The 15,606-nt window shown below is 64.8% G+C and carries 20 protein-coding genes; 11 read left to right on the top strand and 9 right to left on the bottom strand.

All coding sequences use genetic code 11. The features are described 5' to 3' along the window. Positions 1 to 139: 139 nt before the first annotated feature. From AB7008_RS31885 to AB7008_RS31870, 4 genes are all read left to right on the top strand, one after another. A complete protein-coding gene (locus AB7008_RS31885) occupies positions 140 to 1,291 on the top strand; it encodes a zinc-binding dehydrogenase (protein ID WP_028154738.1) in 1,152 nt (383 codons plus the stop codon). Positions 1,292 to 1,294: 3 nt separating this feature from the next. After that, positions 1,295 to 1,777: a DUF5680 domain-containing protein gene (locus AB7008_RS31880; protein ID WP_441260082.1), complete on the top strand. Its 483-nt coding sequence runs from the start codon at positions 1,295 to 1,297 to the stop codon at positions 1,775 to 1,777. A gap of 111 nt (positions 1,778 to 1,888) precedes the next feature. Beyond that, positions 1,889 to 2,305: a VOC family protein gene (locus tag AB7008_RS31875; protein ID WP_441260081.1), complete on the top strand. Its 417-nt coding sequence runs from the start codon at positions 1,889 to 1,891 to the stop codon at positions 2,303 to 2,305. Between the two features lie 95 nt (positions 2,306 to 2,400). Next, positions 2,401 to 2,913, top strand: a complete 513-nt coding sequence (locus AB7008_RS31870; protein ID WP_441260080.1) for a hypothetical protein — start codon at positions 2,401 to 2,403, stop codon at positions 2,911 to 2,913. Between the two features lie 17 nt (positions 2,914 to 2,930). Here AB7008_RS31870 and AB7008_RS31865 read toward each other — a convergent pair whose 3' ends face one another. Both AB7008_RS31865 and AB7008_RS31860 read right to left on the bottom strand, forming a co-directional pair. Next, on the bottom strand, positions 2,931 to 3,284 hold the full coding sequence (locus AB7008_RS31865) for a cupin domain-containing protein (protein WP_028154742.1): 354 nt from the start codon (positions 3,282 to 3,284) through the stop codon (positions 2,931 to 2,933). A gap of 64 nt (positions 3,285 to 3,348) precedes the next feature. Beyond that, positions 3,349 to 4,089: a metallophosphoesterase family protein gene (locus AB7008_RS31860; protein WP_063982494.1), complete on the bottom strand. Its 741-nt coding sequence runs from the start codon at positions 4,087 to 4,089 to the stop codon at positions 3,349 to 3,351. A gap of 261 nt (positions 4,090 to 4,350) precedes the next feature. On the opposite strand from AB7008_RS31860, the gene AB7008_RS31855 reads away from it, so the two are divergent. Beyond that, positions 4,351 to 6,324 carry a DEAD/DEAH box helicase gene (locus AB7008_RS31855; RefSeq protein ID WP_441260079.1) on the top strand — a complete coding sequence of 658 codons (1,974 nt, stop codon included), beginning with the start codon at positions 4,351 to 4,353 and terminating at the stop codon, positions 6,322 to 6,324. Between the two features lie 77 nt (positions 6,325 to 6,401). Here the strand turns inward: AB7008_RS31855 and AB7008_RS31850 are convergent, their stop codons facing one another. Continuing rightward, positions 6,402 to 6,704 carry a hypothetical protein gene (locus AB7008_RS31850; RefSeq protein ID WP_041958472.1) on the bottom strand — a complete coding sequence of 101 codons (303 nt, stop codon included), beginning with the start codon at positions 6,702 to 6,704 and terminating at the stop codon, positions 6,402 to 6,404. Between the two features lie 117 nt (positions 6,705 to 6,821). After that, the gene (locus AB7008_RS31845) at positions 6,822 to 7,328 is read right to left on the bottom strand and encodes a GNAT family N-acetyltransferase (protein ID WP_441260078.1); all 507 of its coding nucleotides are present in this window, start codon (positions 7,326 to 7,328) and stop codon (positions 6,822 to 6,824) included. A 146-nt stretch (positions 7,329 to 7,474) separates the two neighbouring features. On the opposite strand from AB7008_RS31845, the gene AB7008_RS31840 reads away from it, so the two are divergent. Continuing rightward, positions 7,475 to 7,861, top strand: a complete 387-nt coding sequence (locus AB7008_RS31840) for a COG4315 family predicted lipoprotein (RefSeq protein WP_038958908.1) — start codon at positions 7,475 to 7,477, stop codon at positions 7,859 to 7,861. 105 nt (positions 7,862 to 7,966) lie between these two features. On the opposite strand, the gene AB7008_RS31835 is transcribed toward AB7008_RS31840, so the two are convergent. Then, positions 7,967 to 8,194, bottom strand: coding sequence for a hypothetical protein (locus AB7008_RS31835; RefSeq protein WP_441260077.1), 228 nt, complete (start codon positions 8,192 to 8,194; stop codon positions 7,967 to 7,969). Between the two features lie 192 nt (positions 8,195 to 8,386). Here AB7008_RS31835 and AB7008_RS31830 point away from each other — a divergent pair, with 192 nt between their 5' ends. Next, positions 8,387 to 8,878, top strand: a complete 492-nt coding sequence (locus AB7008_RS31830) for a phasin (RefSeq protein ID WP_441260076.1) — start codon at positions 8,387 to 8,389, stop codon at positions 8,876 to 8,878. 131 nt (positions 8,879 to 9,009) lie between these two features. After that, positions 9,010 to 9,237 carry a hypothetical protein gene (locus tag AB7008_RS31825; RefSeq protein WP_441260075.1) on the top strand — a complete coding sequence of 76 codons (228 nt, stop codon included), beginning with the start codon at positions 9,010 to 9,012 and terminating at the stop codon, positions 9,235 to 9,237. On the opposite strand, the gene AB7008_RS31820 is transcribed toward AB7008_RS31825, so the two are convergent. The 3 genes from AB7008_RS31820 to AB7008_RS31810 form a co-directional block, all read right to left on the bottom strand. Then, on the bottom strand, positions 9,171 to 9,965 hold the full coding sequence (locus AB7008_RS31820; protein WP_441260074.1) for a Crp/Fnr family transcriptional regulator: 795 nt from the start codon (positions 9,963 to 9,965) through the stop codon (positions 9,171 to 9,173). The two genes, AB7008_RS31825 and AB7008_RS31820, sit on opposite strands and share 67 nt — an antisense overlap. Positions 9,966 to 10,108: 143 nt before the next feature. Beyond that, a complete protein-coding gene (locus AB7008_RS31815; protein WP_441260073.1) occupies positions 10,109 to 10,537 on the bottom strand; it encodes a cupin domain-containing protein in 429 nt (142 codons plus the stop codon). 64 nt (positions 10,538 to 10,601) lie between these two features. Beyond that, the gene (locus AB7008_RS31810; protein ID WP_028154750.1) at positions 10,602 to 11,156 is read right to left on the bottom strand and encodes a PAS domain-containing protein; all 555 of its coding nucleotides are present in this window, start codon (positions 11,154 to 11,156) and stop codon (positions 10,602 to 10,604) included. Positions 11,157 to 11,623: 467 nt separating this feature from the next. Between AB7008_RS31810 and AB7008_RS31805 the strand changes: the two genes are divergently transcribed. Together AB7008_RS31805 and AB7008_RS31800 are read left to right on the top strand one after the other, a co-directional pair. Continuing rightward, on the top strand, positions 11,624 to 12,430 hold the full coding sequence (locus AB7008_RS31805) for a rhomboid family intramembrane serine protease (protein ID WP_248878531.1): 807 nt from the start codon (positions 11,624 to 11,626) through the stop codon (positions 12,428 to 12,430). Positions 12,431 to 12,619: 189 nt separating this feature from the next. Beyond that, the gene (locus AB7008_RS31800; RefSeq protein ID WP_028150258.1) at positions 12,620 to 13,048 is read left to right on the top strand and encodes a CBS domain-containing protein; all 429 of its coding nucleotides are present in this window, start codon (positions 12,620 to 12,622) and stop codon (positions 13,046 to 13,048) included. Positions 13,049 to 13,067: 19 nt separating this feature from the next. Here AB7008_RS31800 and AB7008_RS31795 read toward each other — a convergent pair whose 3' ends face one another. Next, complete coding sequence (locus AB7008_RS31795) at positions 13,068 to 14,111, bottom strand: patatin-like phospholipase family protein (protein WP_041958461.1); 1,044 nt, start codon at positions 14,109 to 14,111, stop codon at positions 13,068 to 13,070. Positions 14,112 to 14,355: 244 nt separating this feature from the next. On the opposite strand from AB7008_RS31795, the gene AB7008_RS31790 reads away from it, so the two are divergent. Further along, complete coding sequence (locus AB7008_RS31790) at positions 14,356 to 15,429, top strand: hypothetical protein (RefSeq protein ID WP_441260072.1); 1,074 nt, start codon at positions 14,356 to 14,358, stop codon at positions 15,427 to 15,429. Positions 15,430 to 15,606: the final 177 nt, after the last annotated feature.

Below are 15,606 nucleotides of genomic sequence, written 5' to 3'. Positions count from 1 at the left end.
ATCCGGGGCCGCTGTCCCCGCATTCCGCTGCGCTTCATGCGGGCTACAAGACCACGGCTTGGCACGACCGCACATCTCACATACGCTTCGCTTCAGCCCGCACCATCAATCATAACAGACGGGCAGCGAGGAAACAGCCATGGACCAGATCCGCGTCTGCACTCACGCAGGGCCGGGCTCGGAGCCCGTCATCAAGACCGTGCCATGGCCGAAGGTCGGCCGGAAAGCCGCGCTGATCAAGGTCGGCGCCTGCGGCGTCTGCGGCACCGATCTGCACATTCTCAAAGGGCATTGGCCGAAGCCGTTGCCCTGGCCGTTCACGCTCGGCCACGAGCTCGGCGGAATCATCGTCGAATGCGGCGACGAATTCACCGAGGACTTCATGAGCAAGCCGCTGAAGGTCGGCTCGAAAGTGATGATCCCGCCGCTGATGCCCTGCGGCCACTGCTATTACTGCATCCATTATCCGCAGACCGCGAATAAGTGCCTGACGCCGGTCTATTACGGCCGCTATCTCGGCTTCGACAAGGCGCCGCATATGTGGGGCGGCTGGGCCGAATATGTCTATGTCGATCTCGACATGCTGCCGGGCACCAAGATCTACAAGCTGCCCGACGACATGTCGCTGCGGCTGGGCGCGCTGTCGGAGCCGCTGACCTCCTGCATCCGCGCCTTCAACCGCGCCAGTCGCGCCGGCGGTTTTTCCTGGGGCGACACGGTGGTGATCCAGGGCTCGGGTCCGATCGGCATTCTCGCGGTCGCGGCCGCCAAGGAGATGGGGGCGGGGCGCGTGATCTGCGTCGGCGCGCCGGAAGAGCCGCGCCTCAAGCTCGCGCGCGAGTTCGGCGCGGAGGCGACGGTGAACATCGAGGAGATCAAATCGCCGCAGGAGCGCATCGCGCGCGTGCGCGAGATCGTCGGTGGCTTCGGCGCCGATCTCGTGATGGATTGCTCGGGTCATCCGACCGCCGGCCCCGAAGGCATCGAGATGCTGCGCGACGGCGGCACCTATGTCGAGATGGGTCAGTTCACCGACGCCGGTTCGATCGAGACCTCCTGGCACCGCATCTGCACCAAGGACCTCAACGTGCTGGGATCCTGGGGCTTCACCGGAAATGATCTCCCGCTCGGCGTCGACATGCTCTACCGCACCCGTGACAAATATCCCTGGCTGAAGATGCAGACGATCTATCCGTTCACGGAAGAGGGGGTCGCGCAGGCGGTGAGGGATGCGATGGCGATGAAGACGGTGAAATCGACCATCGTGCCGTGGCCGGAATTGGTGGACTAGACCATGCCGTCCATTCCCCCCGATCTCGCAGCGTTCCTGGTCGAAGCCAAGCGACGCACCTATGCGGGGCTCGACGACGACGCGACCGTGGCCGCGCCGCTGCTCGCCGGCTCCAAGCAGCTCGAGCATCGCGCGCCACCTTATGCCTATCGCGATATTTATTTCGGGATGGGGTTTTTTGTCGGGCAGGAAACCGTGTCACGGGATGATCGTGTCATCTGGTCGATGAGCTACAGCGGTGGCGCCCGCACGGACATCACGGATCGGTCCACGCTGCTCGAGATCTACAAATTCCTGCGCCAGGCGCTGTTAGGCGCAAGCGTCGAGGAGCCTTATCGGGGACCGCGCCTGTTTGAGCAGGCAGGCATGACTTACTGCAACGAGGCCGAAGGTACGCTCGATCGCTTCCACGGCATCGAGACGATCGCGCGGCATGATGGCGCGCCGCTGTACGCGCTGCGCTATAGTGGCGGCCTGCTGCGATAATTCTTGAACCTTGTAGCCCGGATGGAGCGTAGCGTAATCCGGGGGCCGCCGGTCCCGCATTCCGCTTCGCTCCATGCGAGCTACGGGCCTGAGTTTGGAATGAGGGCCACGATGACAGACGAACCTAACCCGCGCACCCGCTCCCCCTTCCACGCCATTCGCGCGATCGACTACACCGTCATCTTCGTGCGCGACATGGCGGCGATGCGCGGGTTCTACGAGGACGTTCTCGCCTTTCCGCTGTTGCGCGAGCTCTCGCCGAACTGGATCGAGTACGGCCTGGGCGCCAACACGCTGGCGCTGGCGAGACCGAGCCGGACCGCGGCCGACGCGCCGACACCGGCGGGCAGCGCCTCGCTGCAACTGGCCTTCAAGGTGTCCGCGACCGAGGTCGATCAATGTGCCGATGAACTGGTGCGGCAGGGCGTGGCGCTGCTGTCACCGCCGACGAACCAGTCGTTCGGACATCGAACGCTGTTCTTTCGCGATCCCGACGGCAATTTGCTGGAGGTCTATGCCGAGATCTGAGGCGCCCAAAAAGTTCCATCGGGAATCCCCGATCTATCCGTGTTAAGGTGAAACTTAGGCCCAGGTTCCGACTTTCACTTCACGGGAGAGGTATCGTGAAGCGAATCCTGAAACCCGTTACTTACATCCTGGCGGCCATCTACTTCCTGGTGGATGCCGTCTTCATGGCCGTGGCGCGGCCAATGGCGCGCTGGATTGGGCGGCATTTCGAATTCAAGTGGTTGCGCGCCTGGATCAGGTCGCTGTCCCCTTATCCCTCGCTCGCCCTGTTTTCCGTGCCCGTGATCATTCTGGAGCCGATCAAGCCGGTGGCGGCCTACCTCGCCGCAACGGGTCAGGTCGTGAGCGCCGCCGTGACTTTCATCGTCGGCGAACTGCTCAAGCTCGTGCTGGTCGAGCGCCTGTTCCATCTCACCCGCGACAAGCTGATGAGGATTCCGGCGTTCGCCTGGGCGTACGGCAAGTTCTCCGAGGTGAAGGCGTGGCTGCAGGCAACCGAAGCCTGGCGCGCCATCCGCGCCCTGAGCCGCGCGGCGAGGGACACAGTTGCACGGGCAAGGGCAAGGCTGGTCGGCCGCTTCAGCAAACTGGCGACCTCCAGGGATTAGGGGCAGGCGCGTTGTCGCTATGCGAGCTTGCGGGCTGCGGCGGTGGCCTTGTCGCCCGTGTTCGGGGTGCCGGTGGGCTCGATGAGCAGGAGGTGAACCTCCTCGCGTGCCACCGGGCGATGCTCGACCCCTTTGGGCACGACATAGAGTTCGCCCGGACCGAGCGTCACAGTGCGATCCCGCAATTCGATGTCCAGACTGCCTTTCAAGACGAGAAAGAAATCGTCGGTGTCGTCATGCTTGTGCCAGGTGAACTCGCCCTTCACCTTCACCACCATCACATCGCAATCGTTGAAGGTCGTAACCGTGCGCGGCGACCAATAATCCCCAAAGGTCGCGAGCTTGTCGGCAAGCGATATGCTGTCGGCCATGTTTCCCCCTTTGCGCTCTCGTGAGGCACGATTTGGGATCGAATGACCGACGTGGCAAGGCCAGCTATTTGACATGTCCTGATAACATGGCCTCCGCCCATTCCGGGCGGCCGTTGGCGAGCGCCTGCGCGGAAGCGGCTTCCCAGTCGTATTCCAGGGCCAGCAGTTCGACTTGCCAGCCTCTTGTTCGTTTCGTGAGGATCGCGTAGCGGGCGTGAGGCGAGCGATGCTCCAGGTTAGCGGCAAAAGGAATGTCCGCGAACACCGGGCAACCAACGCTGCCGGGATTGAGGACCAGGCGGTCGCCCGGGCCCTGAACAGCCGCCTGGCGGTGGCTGTGACCACACAGCACGACACGCGCCGTTGGCGCGCTCGAAAGGCGCGCGGTCAGCACGTCGCGACGCGCCGGCACGAAGCGGCCGTCCTCGAGCGCTTCTTCGAGCAGGCACGTCGTATCGTCGTCGGGTGTGCCGTGGCAGGCCAGGATCCCGTCGTCCAGCCGTATTTGGGAGGGCAGGCTGTGAAGTGCGCGGCGCTGCTCCGCAGTCAATGCACTACGCGCAAACAGACCGGCCGGCGAGAGCTTGTCGTCCGGAAACTCCTCAATCCAGCGATCATGATTTCCGCGCACCGTCGGCAACGACAGCGACTGGAGAGCCTCGAAAGTTTCCTTTGGCCACAGCGGGCTGGTGACGCAATCGCCGAGGTTGACCGTACGATCGACGCCGCGCGCCTTGATGTCGGCCAGCACCGCTTCCAACGCAGCGAGATTGCCGTGGATATCGGAAATGACTGCCAATCGCATCGCTATTCTCCCAATACAGCTCGTCCTGAGCCTCGCCTAATGGTGCCAAGGCTAATCGAGGTGGCCGCGAAAATCCGCTGCAACCTTCAGGCGCGGTGCTTTCCGCGAAGCCATGCATCATAGGCATGGTGATTTCAGAGCACTTGGCGTAAAGAGCGCCCTGATCACATCCAGCGTGCGGCCGGGCCGTTTGCCGCGCACGCAACTCAGGTCCGCCGGTTCACCGTTCCGCGCCTGACATTAACCAAGGTTCTCCATCCCGTGTCTTTTCCGGCCCTGACCCCGCCGCTCGCCCACGCTTTGGCCGAGCGGAACTATGATTCACCCACCCCCGTCCAGCTCGCCGTGCTCGCTGACGAAGCCGCCGACCGCGACCTCCTGGTTTCGGCCCAGACCGGCTCCGGCAAGACCCTCGCTTATGGCCTCGCCATGGCCTGGGATCTGTTTGGCGATGCCGAGCGGTTCGAGCAAGCGGGGGCGCCGCTCGCCCTGATCGTGGCGCCGACCCGCGAGCTCGCCTTGCAGGTTCAGCGCGAATTGGCGTGGCTGTATGAACATGCCGGCGGACGGGTCGTCTCCTGCGTCGGCGGCATGGATCCGCGGCGCGAGCAGCGCGAGCTTGCGGCGGGCGCTCACATCGTCGTCGGCACGCCCGGCCGGCTGTGCGATCATTTGCGGCGCGGCCGGCTCGACATCTCGGAATTGAGGGTGGTCGTCCTCGACGAGGCCGACGAGATGCTCAATCTCGGCTTTCGCGAGGACATGGAGTTCATCCTCGAGACCACGCCGGACACGCGCCGCACCCTGCTGTTCTCGGCGACGTTTCCGCGCGGCATCGTCGCGCTGGCCAAGCAATATCAGCAGCAGGCGTTCCGCATCGAGGTCGCGGGCGACGAGGGCGGTCACGCCGACATCGAGTACCGCGCGATCCGGATCGCGCCCGCCGATGCCGAGCATGCGGTCGTCAACGTGCTGCGCTTCTACGAGGCGCCGAGCGCTCTCGTGTTCTGCAGTACGCGCGATCACGTCAGGCATTTGCAGGCGGCGCTGCTGGAGCGCGGTTTCTCGGTGGTCGCGCTATCAGGCGAATTGACGCAGAACGAGCGGACCATGGCGCTGCAGTCGCTCCGGGACGGGCGCGCTCGCGTCTGCGTCGCGACCGACGTTGCCGCGCGCGGCATCGATCTGCCGAGCCTCGACCTCGTCATTCATGCCGATCTGCCCAACGACGCCGAGGTCATGCAGCATCGCTCGGGCCGCACCGGGCGTGCGGGCCGAAAGGGGACAAGTGTCCTCCTGGTGCCGCCTGCGCGGCGGCGGCGCGCTGAGCTGCTGCTCAATCTCTCGGGTATCGAGGCGATCTGGGGGACCGCGCCTCAAGCGGAGGAAATCCGCAAGCTCGATCATGAGCGCATGAAGGACGTGCTGTTCACCGAGGAGACCACCCCCGACGATCTGGTGCTGGCGCAGGCGCTGCTGGCCGAGCGGTCGGCCGAGGATATCGCCGCCGCGCTCGCGCGGCTCTATCGCGCGCGGCTGCCGTCGCCCGAAGACATCATCGATCCCGGCGAGCGAGCCGGCCGGTCGCGCGACGATCGCGGGCGCGACAATGTCCGCGCACCGCGCGACGATGCCCGCACTTCGCGCGGCGATGATCGCCCCGAAAGGCCTCGACCCAAATCTGGAAAATCGTCGGCGAAACACGGCATGGCGGACGGCAGCGTCTGGTTCCGGGCCAACATCGGACGAAGAAAGAATGCGGAAGCACGCTGGCTCTTGCCGATGATTTGCCGCCGCGGCGGCATCGACAAGGGCGACATCGGCGCCATCAAGATCATGGACACGACGACCGAGTTCGAAATTTCCGAGCGGGTCGCGGAATCCTTCGCTGCCAAGATCAAGCGTCCGGACAAGGAAGATAATATCCGCCTCGAACCGATGACTGATGCGCCGCAGAGGCAGGCGCCTTCGGAAGAGCGGTCAAAGCCGCCGCGGCGCGAGAGCGGAGACAGCGATCATCGCGAACGTCGCGACGATCGCCCGCGCGATGCAGCTGGATTCAAGCCACGCGACAAGGCTCACGGCGAGCGCAGGCCGAAATTCGACGATGCTCCTTCGTTCGGAAAGAAAAAGAAGCACAAGAACAGGCCTGGCCATGCCGAGCCGGCGGTCACGCCGTGGCCGTTGAAGGGCGCGCCTGGAAAAAAGAGAGCGAAGAAAAAGCATCGGGGCTGAACTGCGCCTGACCGTGCAGACAGCAATGATGTCGCCGGATTGCGCCGGCGACATCATCTGAAAAGTCAGCTGCGAACTCAGCGGCCGCCGCCGCCGCCGCCGCCACCACCACCTCCGCCACCGCCACCACCGCCGGCATCACGCATCGACGAGCTGTAGCGGGGGTCGGTCTGCTTCATGTAGATGGGCGAGGTGTCGTGAGTGAGGTTGACGCGGCTTCTGCCGCCCGGGATCGTCGTCTCGACCGGGGTACCGCAGCCCTCGAAGAAGGCGGAATCGCAGCCGTAGGTCCGGACCTGCGCCGCGTTGGCACTGGTTGCGCTGAACGCGGCCGCCGCGGCGAATGCAATCAAGGCAACTTTCGACAATGTGAGTTTCATGGAAATTCTCCAGTCTCGGTTCGGCGAGACCAGAACGGCCCACGCGCACCTTCGACGGGGGGTGATCGAAGGCGGTTCGAGGGACGGCTTCACGCCCGCGCGAGCCGGGCGGAGACGTTATGTCGCAGCGAGGTCGCGGAGCATGTAGGTCGCGGCTTCGCCGTAGGAGGCGAGCTTTGCGCGCGCCTCCGTATCCGCCGCGACGGGCCGGAAGCCGAGACGCTCCCATAACGGCCGTGTGGCGTAGACCGAGACCAGCGCGAGCGTTGTGATGTGTGATGCGCGCGCCAGCTTCTCGATATCGGCAATATAGTCGCGCGCGATTCCACCGCGGAAATCGGGCAGCACCGCGACGTCGTGCACGTAGAGACAATCCGCATCATCGGGCAATTTTTGCAGGAAGCCGTTGAGCGGCGGAATCCGGTGCTGCTTCCACGGATGCGCGAGTCCGTAGCCGGCGACCTCTTCGTCGGCGATGAGTAGACGGCAGCCATCGGGATAGAGCCGCATCTTCTCCGCGAACACGTCGGGACTCTCAGGGAGATCGGGATGGATCCGCGCTGCGATCGCGCTGATCGCGACCAGGTCGGAGGCGCGTGCGGGACGCCAATGCGGCTTGCTCATGTCGGTCCGTTGGTCGGTCTCACTTATTCAGTTTATTCCGTCACGGCGATGCGCGCAGCGAAAAATATCTTTGCCGCCGTCTCAGGAATACGAAGCGTTGCGCGGCGTCCTACCCCATGCAAGCCAATTGCATGACAGGAGAACCCATGACGTCCTCGATTCGCCTCGCGCTTACGCTCGCCGTGTCGCTCGCCATCATCCCCGCTGCCTTCGCCGCGCCGCCGACGAAGACCGGCAAGACCGACAAGGGCAACGTGCTCACCGACGCCAAGGGCATGACGCTCTACACCTTCGACAAGGATGCGGACGGCAAGTCGGCCTGCAACGGACCTTGTGCGACAAACTGGCCGGTGCTGAAGGCCGAGGCGAGCGATGCCGCTGCCGACGGCTACACCGTCATCACGCGCGACGACGGGTCCAGGCAGTGGGCTTACAAGGGCAAGCCGCTCTACACCTTCGCCAAGGACCAGAAGCCCGGCGACATCACCGGCGACGGCTTTCTGAACGGCGCCTGGCATCTGGCGATGCCGTGAGCGGACAATCCGCCGCGGCATTGCGAGGTGGTGTCTGACACTGACGAGATGCCACCGGTCTCGTGCCTCGGACGCAGCGCAGCGCCGTGCGATACGACGTATCGTTCAATGCGGTGCGCTGCGGAGCGGCTCCATCAACTCGCAATCAATCAATGACACGGCGCCATCTGGAACGACCGAATCCTCACCGCGCTCCCAGCGGAAGGCCACCGGCACCGGCGTTTCCGGACCGCCTGCGGGACTGATCTCAAGTTGGCGGAAGTCATCGCGACAACTTCGAAGAAGCAAACACGCCGCCGGTGGCGCGTCGTCGCTTGAATCCAATTTATTCAAGTCGAGAGTCCGAAAGCGAACCGAAGGCCCGATTTTGGTTGGTCATAGTTGGTTCCGGCAGGGGGCGCGAGCGGCATATCGGCAGCAGCATCCCTCCATTTGAGAGTAGGGGCACTGGTTTCCCGGTGCGGTCCGCACCTGGGAGCTTCTGGGAGTCTTCAATCCATTATCTGGTTTCGCGTGAGGGGATGAATGACCATGAATGATGCCAATCTGAAAGGCGAGACGAACGCCACTGCGCTCAATGGGACGGCGAATGGCGGTGCAATGCCCAGGTTCGACATGCCATTCTTCAACTTCCAGGCGATCTTCGGCGGTCTCGCCGAGCAAGGCGCCGCCCGGGCCAAGGCAAATCTAGAGCGGATGAGGGCGGCTTCCGAGGAGATCACCGAAGCTCTCCGCGAAGCCTGTTCGACCAATGCCACGCGTGCCGCCGATTACGGCACCAAGGTCATCGAAGTATCAAACATCAATACCAGCTCCGCGCTGGAATTCCTGTCCCAGCTTGCGGATGCGAAGTCGTTTGCGGACGTCGTGAACCTCTCCACCACCCACAGCCGCAAGACCTTTGAAGCGGCTTCTCGCCAAAACCGGGAGCTTTGGGACCTCGCCCAGAAGGTCGCAACCGAGACGGCCGAGCCGATCAAGAAGAGTTTCAACCTGGTTCTGCATAGGGCTGCTTGAACCGAGGCTACTGGCCGCGTGGATCGGCTGGACGAGCGTCTTCGCCAGAAGGGACGCAGTCCGGCCGAGGCGGCGAAGCCTTGCCGTTAGAAGCCTTGCCGTGAGGTGGTGCCAAGCTGGAGGAAGTCAGGATGGGTATGGTGATGATCAAATGCCCGGAAACGGGCCACGCCATTCCGACGGGCATCGAGATGGATCGCGAAAGATTTCGGCGCAGTACGGTGTTCTTCTCGCGCACATATTGCGGGATGTGCGCGGCGACGCATGAGTGGTTCGCCAGAGAGGCCTGGGTCTATGAATCGGTCTTGGCGAACGGGAAGGCCGGGGGCGGGCAGCCGTTCCGCGCGGGCGCGGTGTGAAGCAGCCTGACGGCATCCTGCGAAACGATCCGGTCGATCCTGCGGCTCATCACCTTGTAGCACTCGCAGGCCACGATCTCGAGTCGCGGCCTGTCGATCTCGAGTTGGCCGCGCCGACTGGATTTCACGGCCCTTGAGGCTCGAAGTGCGCTCACGACGTGCGTGACGGTGGTTCGCCGGACGCCGAGCAATTCCGACATCGTCTCTTGCGTCAGGTGCAGGACGTTACCACTGCGCTCCGTCCGATCGTGAATGTGAAGCAGCCAGCGGGCGAGGCGGGCCTCGACGGAGTGCAGTGCATTGCAGGCCGCGACGTGCAGGAATTGCGTCATCATCGCCCTGGTGACGATCTGAACCGCGTTTGCGAGGGCGGGACTGCGTTCGAGCGCCGCTTGAAATCGCGCGGGCGAGATCTGCAGTGCGGTCCCGGCGACGCGGACCACCGCCGTCAGGGGAGATCGAACGGGGCCGAGCGCCGTCATGAGGCCGACGACCCCGTCGTTGCCGATCACGGCGGTTGCGGCCGTCTGTCCGTTCGGCAACTCCATGATGAGGGCGATCGCGCCGCTGCACGGGAAGCAAAGGTGCTCGACCCGGTCGCCGGATCGAACCAGGACCGCGTCGTGCTGGAGCGGCACTTTCCGGAGATACGGTGCAAGCAACGCGAAGTCGGCCGGCGGTAATGCAGCTAACAGGCGATTACCAACTCTGGTCGCGTGCTCCATCACGGGGAATCGTCCCTCGACGGAGGCCCGGCGGCGAGCAAACGCACCGTCTCCGGCCGAGCCGCGTTGCCGTGCAGACACTTGCCCGGCAGAGAGCTAAACGTCCTGCAGCAGGTAAGGTTCCAATGATGGATCGCGAGCCTGGCTCACGCTGCCGGTGCGGGCACCAGTCCGTAGCGCAGCATCGTCTCTTTCATCTTTGCGGGATCGGGTGGCGCGCCGGCCGACAGGAGCGCGGCCATCTCCGTGAAATATTGCGGGCCCAGCACCCCCGGGCTCAGGATGCACAGGCATGTTGCCGGTCCCGTCGAACGGTTGATGAAACCGTGCACGATGCCGCGCTTGATGAAGACCGATTCTCCGGGGCCGAGATCGCTCTGTTTGCCGTCGATCGTCCAGGTCGATACGCCGGACAACCCGTAGATGGTTTCGTCCCAGCGGTCGTGATAATGCGGGATCGGCATCCGCGCATTCGGCTGGAGCGTCATTTCGAAGATGTCGACGCTGCCGCCGGTGTCGTCCTTGCTGTGCAGGAAGCGGAGCTGAAGCGTACCGAAATCGATGATGTCGGACATGGCTGCGTCATCCCGGTGAGAGGCGGCATCGAGGTCGCGGCGTTCGCCCTCGTCGAAACGAAAACTACCTCAGCCCCTCATACACCATCAGCCCGCGTGCGATCTGCAATTTGCGGATTGCGCGCGGCAGCAGCTTCTCCGGCTGGTGCAGATAGCGCCAGGAGGTGAGGGCGAATGCGGACAACGCGCCGCATTCGTCGTTGAACGGTGCGAGCACGCCGGTGACACTCACCGGCGTATGCGGGCGGGCGTTGAAGGGCAGCAGCAGCAGCTCGAGATGCGCCTTGCTGCCGTCCTCGCGCGCAGCGGTGACGCCGGCGATCGCACCTAACGTCTCGTCGGCGACGATCGTGGTGATCTCCTCGATCTCGCTGCGGCTGGCCTCGGTGAACAGCGCCGCGAAGCTCTGGTCCTTGAGGTCGAGCCCCGCGAGCGCGCAGACGCGCGTGCCGGCGACGCGGAACGGGAAGCCGAGGTTTGGCTCGCAGGACAGCACGAAGATATCGCCGAGCAGGCCGCGGACCGCGGCCGGATCGATATCGGCCCGATCAGGGGCCCGCGCAGTTCCGCGCTTCTTGTCCCAATACGCGAAGAACGCGCGGCTCGACGGATGTTTCATGACTGAACGCTTACCCCGGGGCGCTAGCTCGCGGGACAGACCTGTCCCGCTTCAGTGCACCCGCGATCCCTCTCGTTGTTGTGCAGGAGGGGATTTGCAGCGTCCATGCCGTGGGAGCGTTTTCGTGCCCCCGGAGCCCGTCTTTGCGTCGTTAACGTTAAATTAACTATGCGCTTTCCGTCCGGCGCCCGGCTGCTATGGTGATCGCGGTCGCAAGCCTCGCCGCTTTCATCCAGGTTTTCGGTGGGGCCTGTACACGGGCGTCAAACAGTTTGGTCACGGGCCGCGGGGAGGGGTGGGGATACACCTTGTTCCTCCGGGTACCGGAAGACCGACACGGACAGGCAGGGCTTTCCCAGGGCCCTGCCTTTTCCTTTTGTGCACTTGCGCAAGGCCGGCAAAGGCGACTATCTCCAAGGCCTGTCGTTAAGCCTGTCGCTCCGATCGCGCCTGAAAGCGAAGCTGCCTTGGATTCCCCGCAAGATTCTCCGCCGGAGATACCGGCCGTTGTCGAGGAAGCTCCGCGCGAGCCGATCCTGACGCTGCCGGTCGCGCTGACCGCCTATATCCTCCTTTTGGCGGTGATCCATCTGCGGGTGCTGCTGCCGCCGGAGCTCGAGAACTGGACCATCGACGTCTTCGGCTTCATCCCGAAGCGCTACGATTCCTCGCTGCTCAATCTGCAGATCCCCGGCGGGGCCGGCGCCAAGGTCTGGACCTTCGTCACCTATTCGCTGCTGCACGCCAATCTGACCCATCTCGGCTTCAACGTGCTGTGGCTGCTGCCGTTCGGCAGCGCGCTGGCGCGGCGCTTTGGCGCGATCAGGTTCTTCCTGTTTCTCGCGGTGACGGCAGCGGCCGGTGCGTTCGCCCATCTCGTCACCCATGAGCACGCGGTGGCGCCGATGATCGGCGCCTCGGCCTCGGTGTCCGGCGCGATGGCGGCGGCGATCCGCTTTGCCTTTGTCCGCGGCAGCTTCCTGTCGTTCAGCCGATCCGACGCCGATACCGCCGCAAGGGTTCCGGCACTGCCGCTGTCGCGCGCGCTGCGCGACGGGCGGGTGGTCGGCTTCCTCGCCGTTTGGTTCGGCGTCAACATGATCTTCGGCGTCGGCGCGATCGGCGTCGATTCCGAAACCACGAGCGTCGCCTGGCAGGCACATATCGGTGGCTTCTTCGCAGGCCTTCTGCTGTTCGCGCTGTTCGATCCCGTGCCGCGCGTGCGAAACGATGCTGCGGATGCGTCATCACAGGACATTTCAAACCGCATTTGAAGCGGCGCTTGCGGCGTCGCCCGAATTCATCCATCATTCCCGAGAAGAATGTTCCGAAGCGACAAGCCGCTAGCGGCGATGCTTCGCAAAGCGCCTCAGCGTGCAACCGGCGCCTAAACTGTTAGTTGAAGACTCGACGAACAAGTCCGGCCGCGAAATGCGGACGGATCCGATTCAGGGAGGCCGACAATGACGGTACGTTCCATTCTCAACACCAAGGGCCACCAGATCATGAGCGTCGAGCCCGACGCCAAGCTGGCTGCCGCGGTCAAACTGCTCGGCGAGAAGAAGATCGGCGCGGTGCTGGTGATGAACCAGAGCCGGCTCGAAGGCATCCTGTCCGAGCGCGACATCGTACGCGTGATCGGCGAGCGCGGCGCCGGCGCGCTGGAGGAGCCGGTCTCTCAGGTCATGACCCGCAAGGTCGTGACCTGCAAGGAGACCGACACGGTCGCCGAACTCATGGAGACGATGACCACCGGCAAGTTCCGCCATCTGCCCGTCGTCGACGGCGGCAAGGTGGTGGGCCTGATCTCGATCGGCGACATCGTCAAGCGCCGCGTCCAGGAATACGAGGCCGAGCAGGAAGCCCTGCGCGACTACATCAAGACGGCCTGAGCGGCCTCACTGGTCGGCCTCACTCGTCTGCCTTGGGCTCGCCCGCTTTGGGCGCGTGGCCCGCGGGCGCCGGCGCGAGCACCTCGATCGCCTCCTGGATCGACTCCAGCGCGCGCTCGGCGGCGCGGGTGCCGTGCGCGATCAGATCCTCGCCGCGGTGGAAGTCGAACCAGCCGAAATGACCGACCCGCGGCGTGATCAGGAGATCGGGCGGATCGCCGGCGAGGCGCGCGCGGGTAATGCGGTCCTGCATGATGTTGAAGGCGTCGACCATCACCGAGGAGATGCCGGGCCGTCCGGCGCCGCCGAAGAACTCGCGCTTCATGGTTTTCTCGGGCGAGAACAATCGCGGAAAGCGCCGCTTCGCCGTGGTCGCCTCGGCTGCCGGCGGGACCGTCTCGGGCACCGCGCCGTGCGAATAGATCGTGGTGGAATGGGTGAAGATGTCGCTGGAAAGATTTGCGGCGATGACGATTTCGGCGCCGAGCGCGCGGGCGGCCGAGACCGGCACCGGATTCACCAGCGCGCCGTCAACCAGCCAGCGGTCACCGATCAGGACGGGCGAGAAGATGCCGGGCAGGGCGTAGGAGGCGCGCATGGCGTCGACCACGCGGCCGCGCGTCAGCCAGATCTCGTGGCCGGTACGGACCTCGGTTGCGACGGCGGCGAACTTGATCGGAAGATCCTCGATCAGGGTCTGGCCGACCGCGTCCTCGAGCCGGGTCGCGAGCTTCTCACCGCCGATCAGGCCGGAGCCGCTCAGTCGGATGTCGAGATAGCCGAGGATGTTGCGCATCCCCTGCAGGCTGCGTCCCCACTCCTGCAGCGTGTCGAGCCGGCCGGCCGCATAAAGGCCGCCGACCACGGCGCCGATCGAGGTGCCGACCACGACGTCAGGCACGATGCCATTGGCGGCCAGGGTTCTGAGGATGCCGATATGGGCAAAGCCGCGCGCCGCGCCGCCGCCGAGCGCCAGGCCGATGACCGGCCGTCGCACGCTGCCAAGACCGACCTTCTCTCCATTGGAGCCGTTCGCGCCCCGACCCTTCAAGATATCAAGCACCGAAACCCTCCTACCCCGGGCCAGCCCTCACAGCAGAGTAGGCGCCGTACCTCCGCTCCGCCAGAACGAGGGCAAAGCATGGTTTATACCGTTCGGGAAGCAGGGGGCAGGAGTGTGGCGAAGGCCGGCTGCCTCCCGTTTAATCACGCAGGCGTCAACCGGGTTCCAAAGAACCGTATCGGGCGGTATTCCTTGGGGATTCGGAGGCTTGAATTTGCCGCGTTTTCGGTGAAAAGCAGGTGGCATGACTCTCGGGGGTGACGGCATCATCGGATGGCGGCGCAGCACATTGCTGCTGCCGACGCTGGTCCTTGCTGCCTGTCTCTATATCCTTGGTCAAAATGCAGCGCGGGCGCAGCTTTTCTCTGATCGTCCGCCCCCGGTGCCGCCCGCATCGGTGCCCGACCCCGGCGGCGCCGTCAGCCTCGCGCCCCCCTCCGGCCCGGGCGCTGCGCCGCCGAGCCTGCCGCCGACCCTGCTGCAGCCGAATACGCCCAGCATGCCGCCGCCCGCGGTCAGCACCGTGCCGGCGGCCCCGCCGCTCAACGCAGCCGTGCCCGGTCAGGGCGTTCTGTCGCTGACCGCGAAATACGGCAAGGACAGACCCGCGATCACCAGCGGCCTGGTCTGGCGCGTGTTTGCCGACCGTCCTGACGAGAACGGCACCTTCAAGCTGATCCGCGAGGATCGGAACGCCACGCCGAACATCGTGCTGCCGCCGGGCAATTACGTCGTGCACGTCGCCTTCGGACTCGTCAGTGCGGTGCGCACCGTCAGCTTGAAGGCCGAGACCGACCGCGAATCCTTCGTGCTGCCGGCCGGCGGCCTGCGCATCGAGGGACGCGTCGGCACCAGCCGCATTCCGCAGAACCAGATCTCGTTCGCGATCTACAAAGGCAGCCAGTTCGAGTCCGGCGAGCGCGCCTCGCTGGTCCCGAACGTCGCCGCCGGCGACGTTGTGCTGATCCCGGAGGGCACCTACTACATCATCTCCAATTATGGCGACGCCAATTCGGTGGTGCGCTCGGACATCCGCGTCCAGGCCGGCAAGCTCACCGACGTCACCATCACTCATCGCGCCGCCGTGATCACGCTCAAGCTCGTCAGCGACAGGGGCGGCGAGGCGCTCGCCAACACCGCCTGGTCGGTGCTGACCCCCGGCGGCGACGTCATCAAGGAATCGATCGGCGCCTTCCCGCGCGTCGTGCTCTCCGAAGGCGAATACCGCGCCATCGCCAAGAACGAGGGCAAGGTCTACGAGCGCGGCTTCAACGTCGTCAACGGCGTCGACGGCGAAGTGGAAGTGGTCGCGCGCTAGTCTCGTGTCCCGGACGCGGTGCGGCACGAAGTGACGCTCCGCAGAGCCGGGACCCAGAAAGCCACACGACACAACGCCGCAACATGGGCCCCGGCTCAGCGGCGCACCGCTGAAGGAGCGCTGCGCCGCGTCCGGGGCACGAGAGCGCAGTTTCGACGCACAGCTGTTTCCACATCG

This window comes from Bradyrhizobium sp. 521_C7_N1_3, assembly GCF_052075975.1.
GTDB classification, from domain to species: domain Bacteria; phylum Pseudomonadota; class Alphaproteobacteria; order Rhizobiales; family Xanthobacteraceae; genus Bradyrhizobium; species Bradyrhizobium japonicum.
This window is presented reverse-complemented; position numbering and strand designations above follow the sequence as displayed.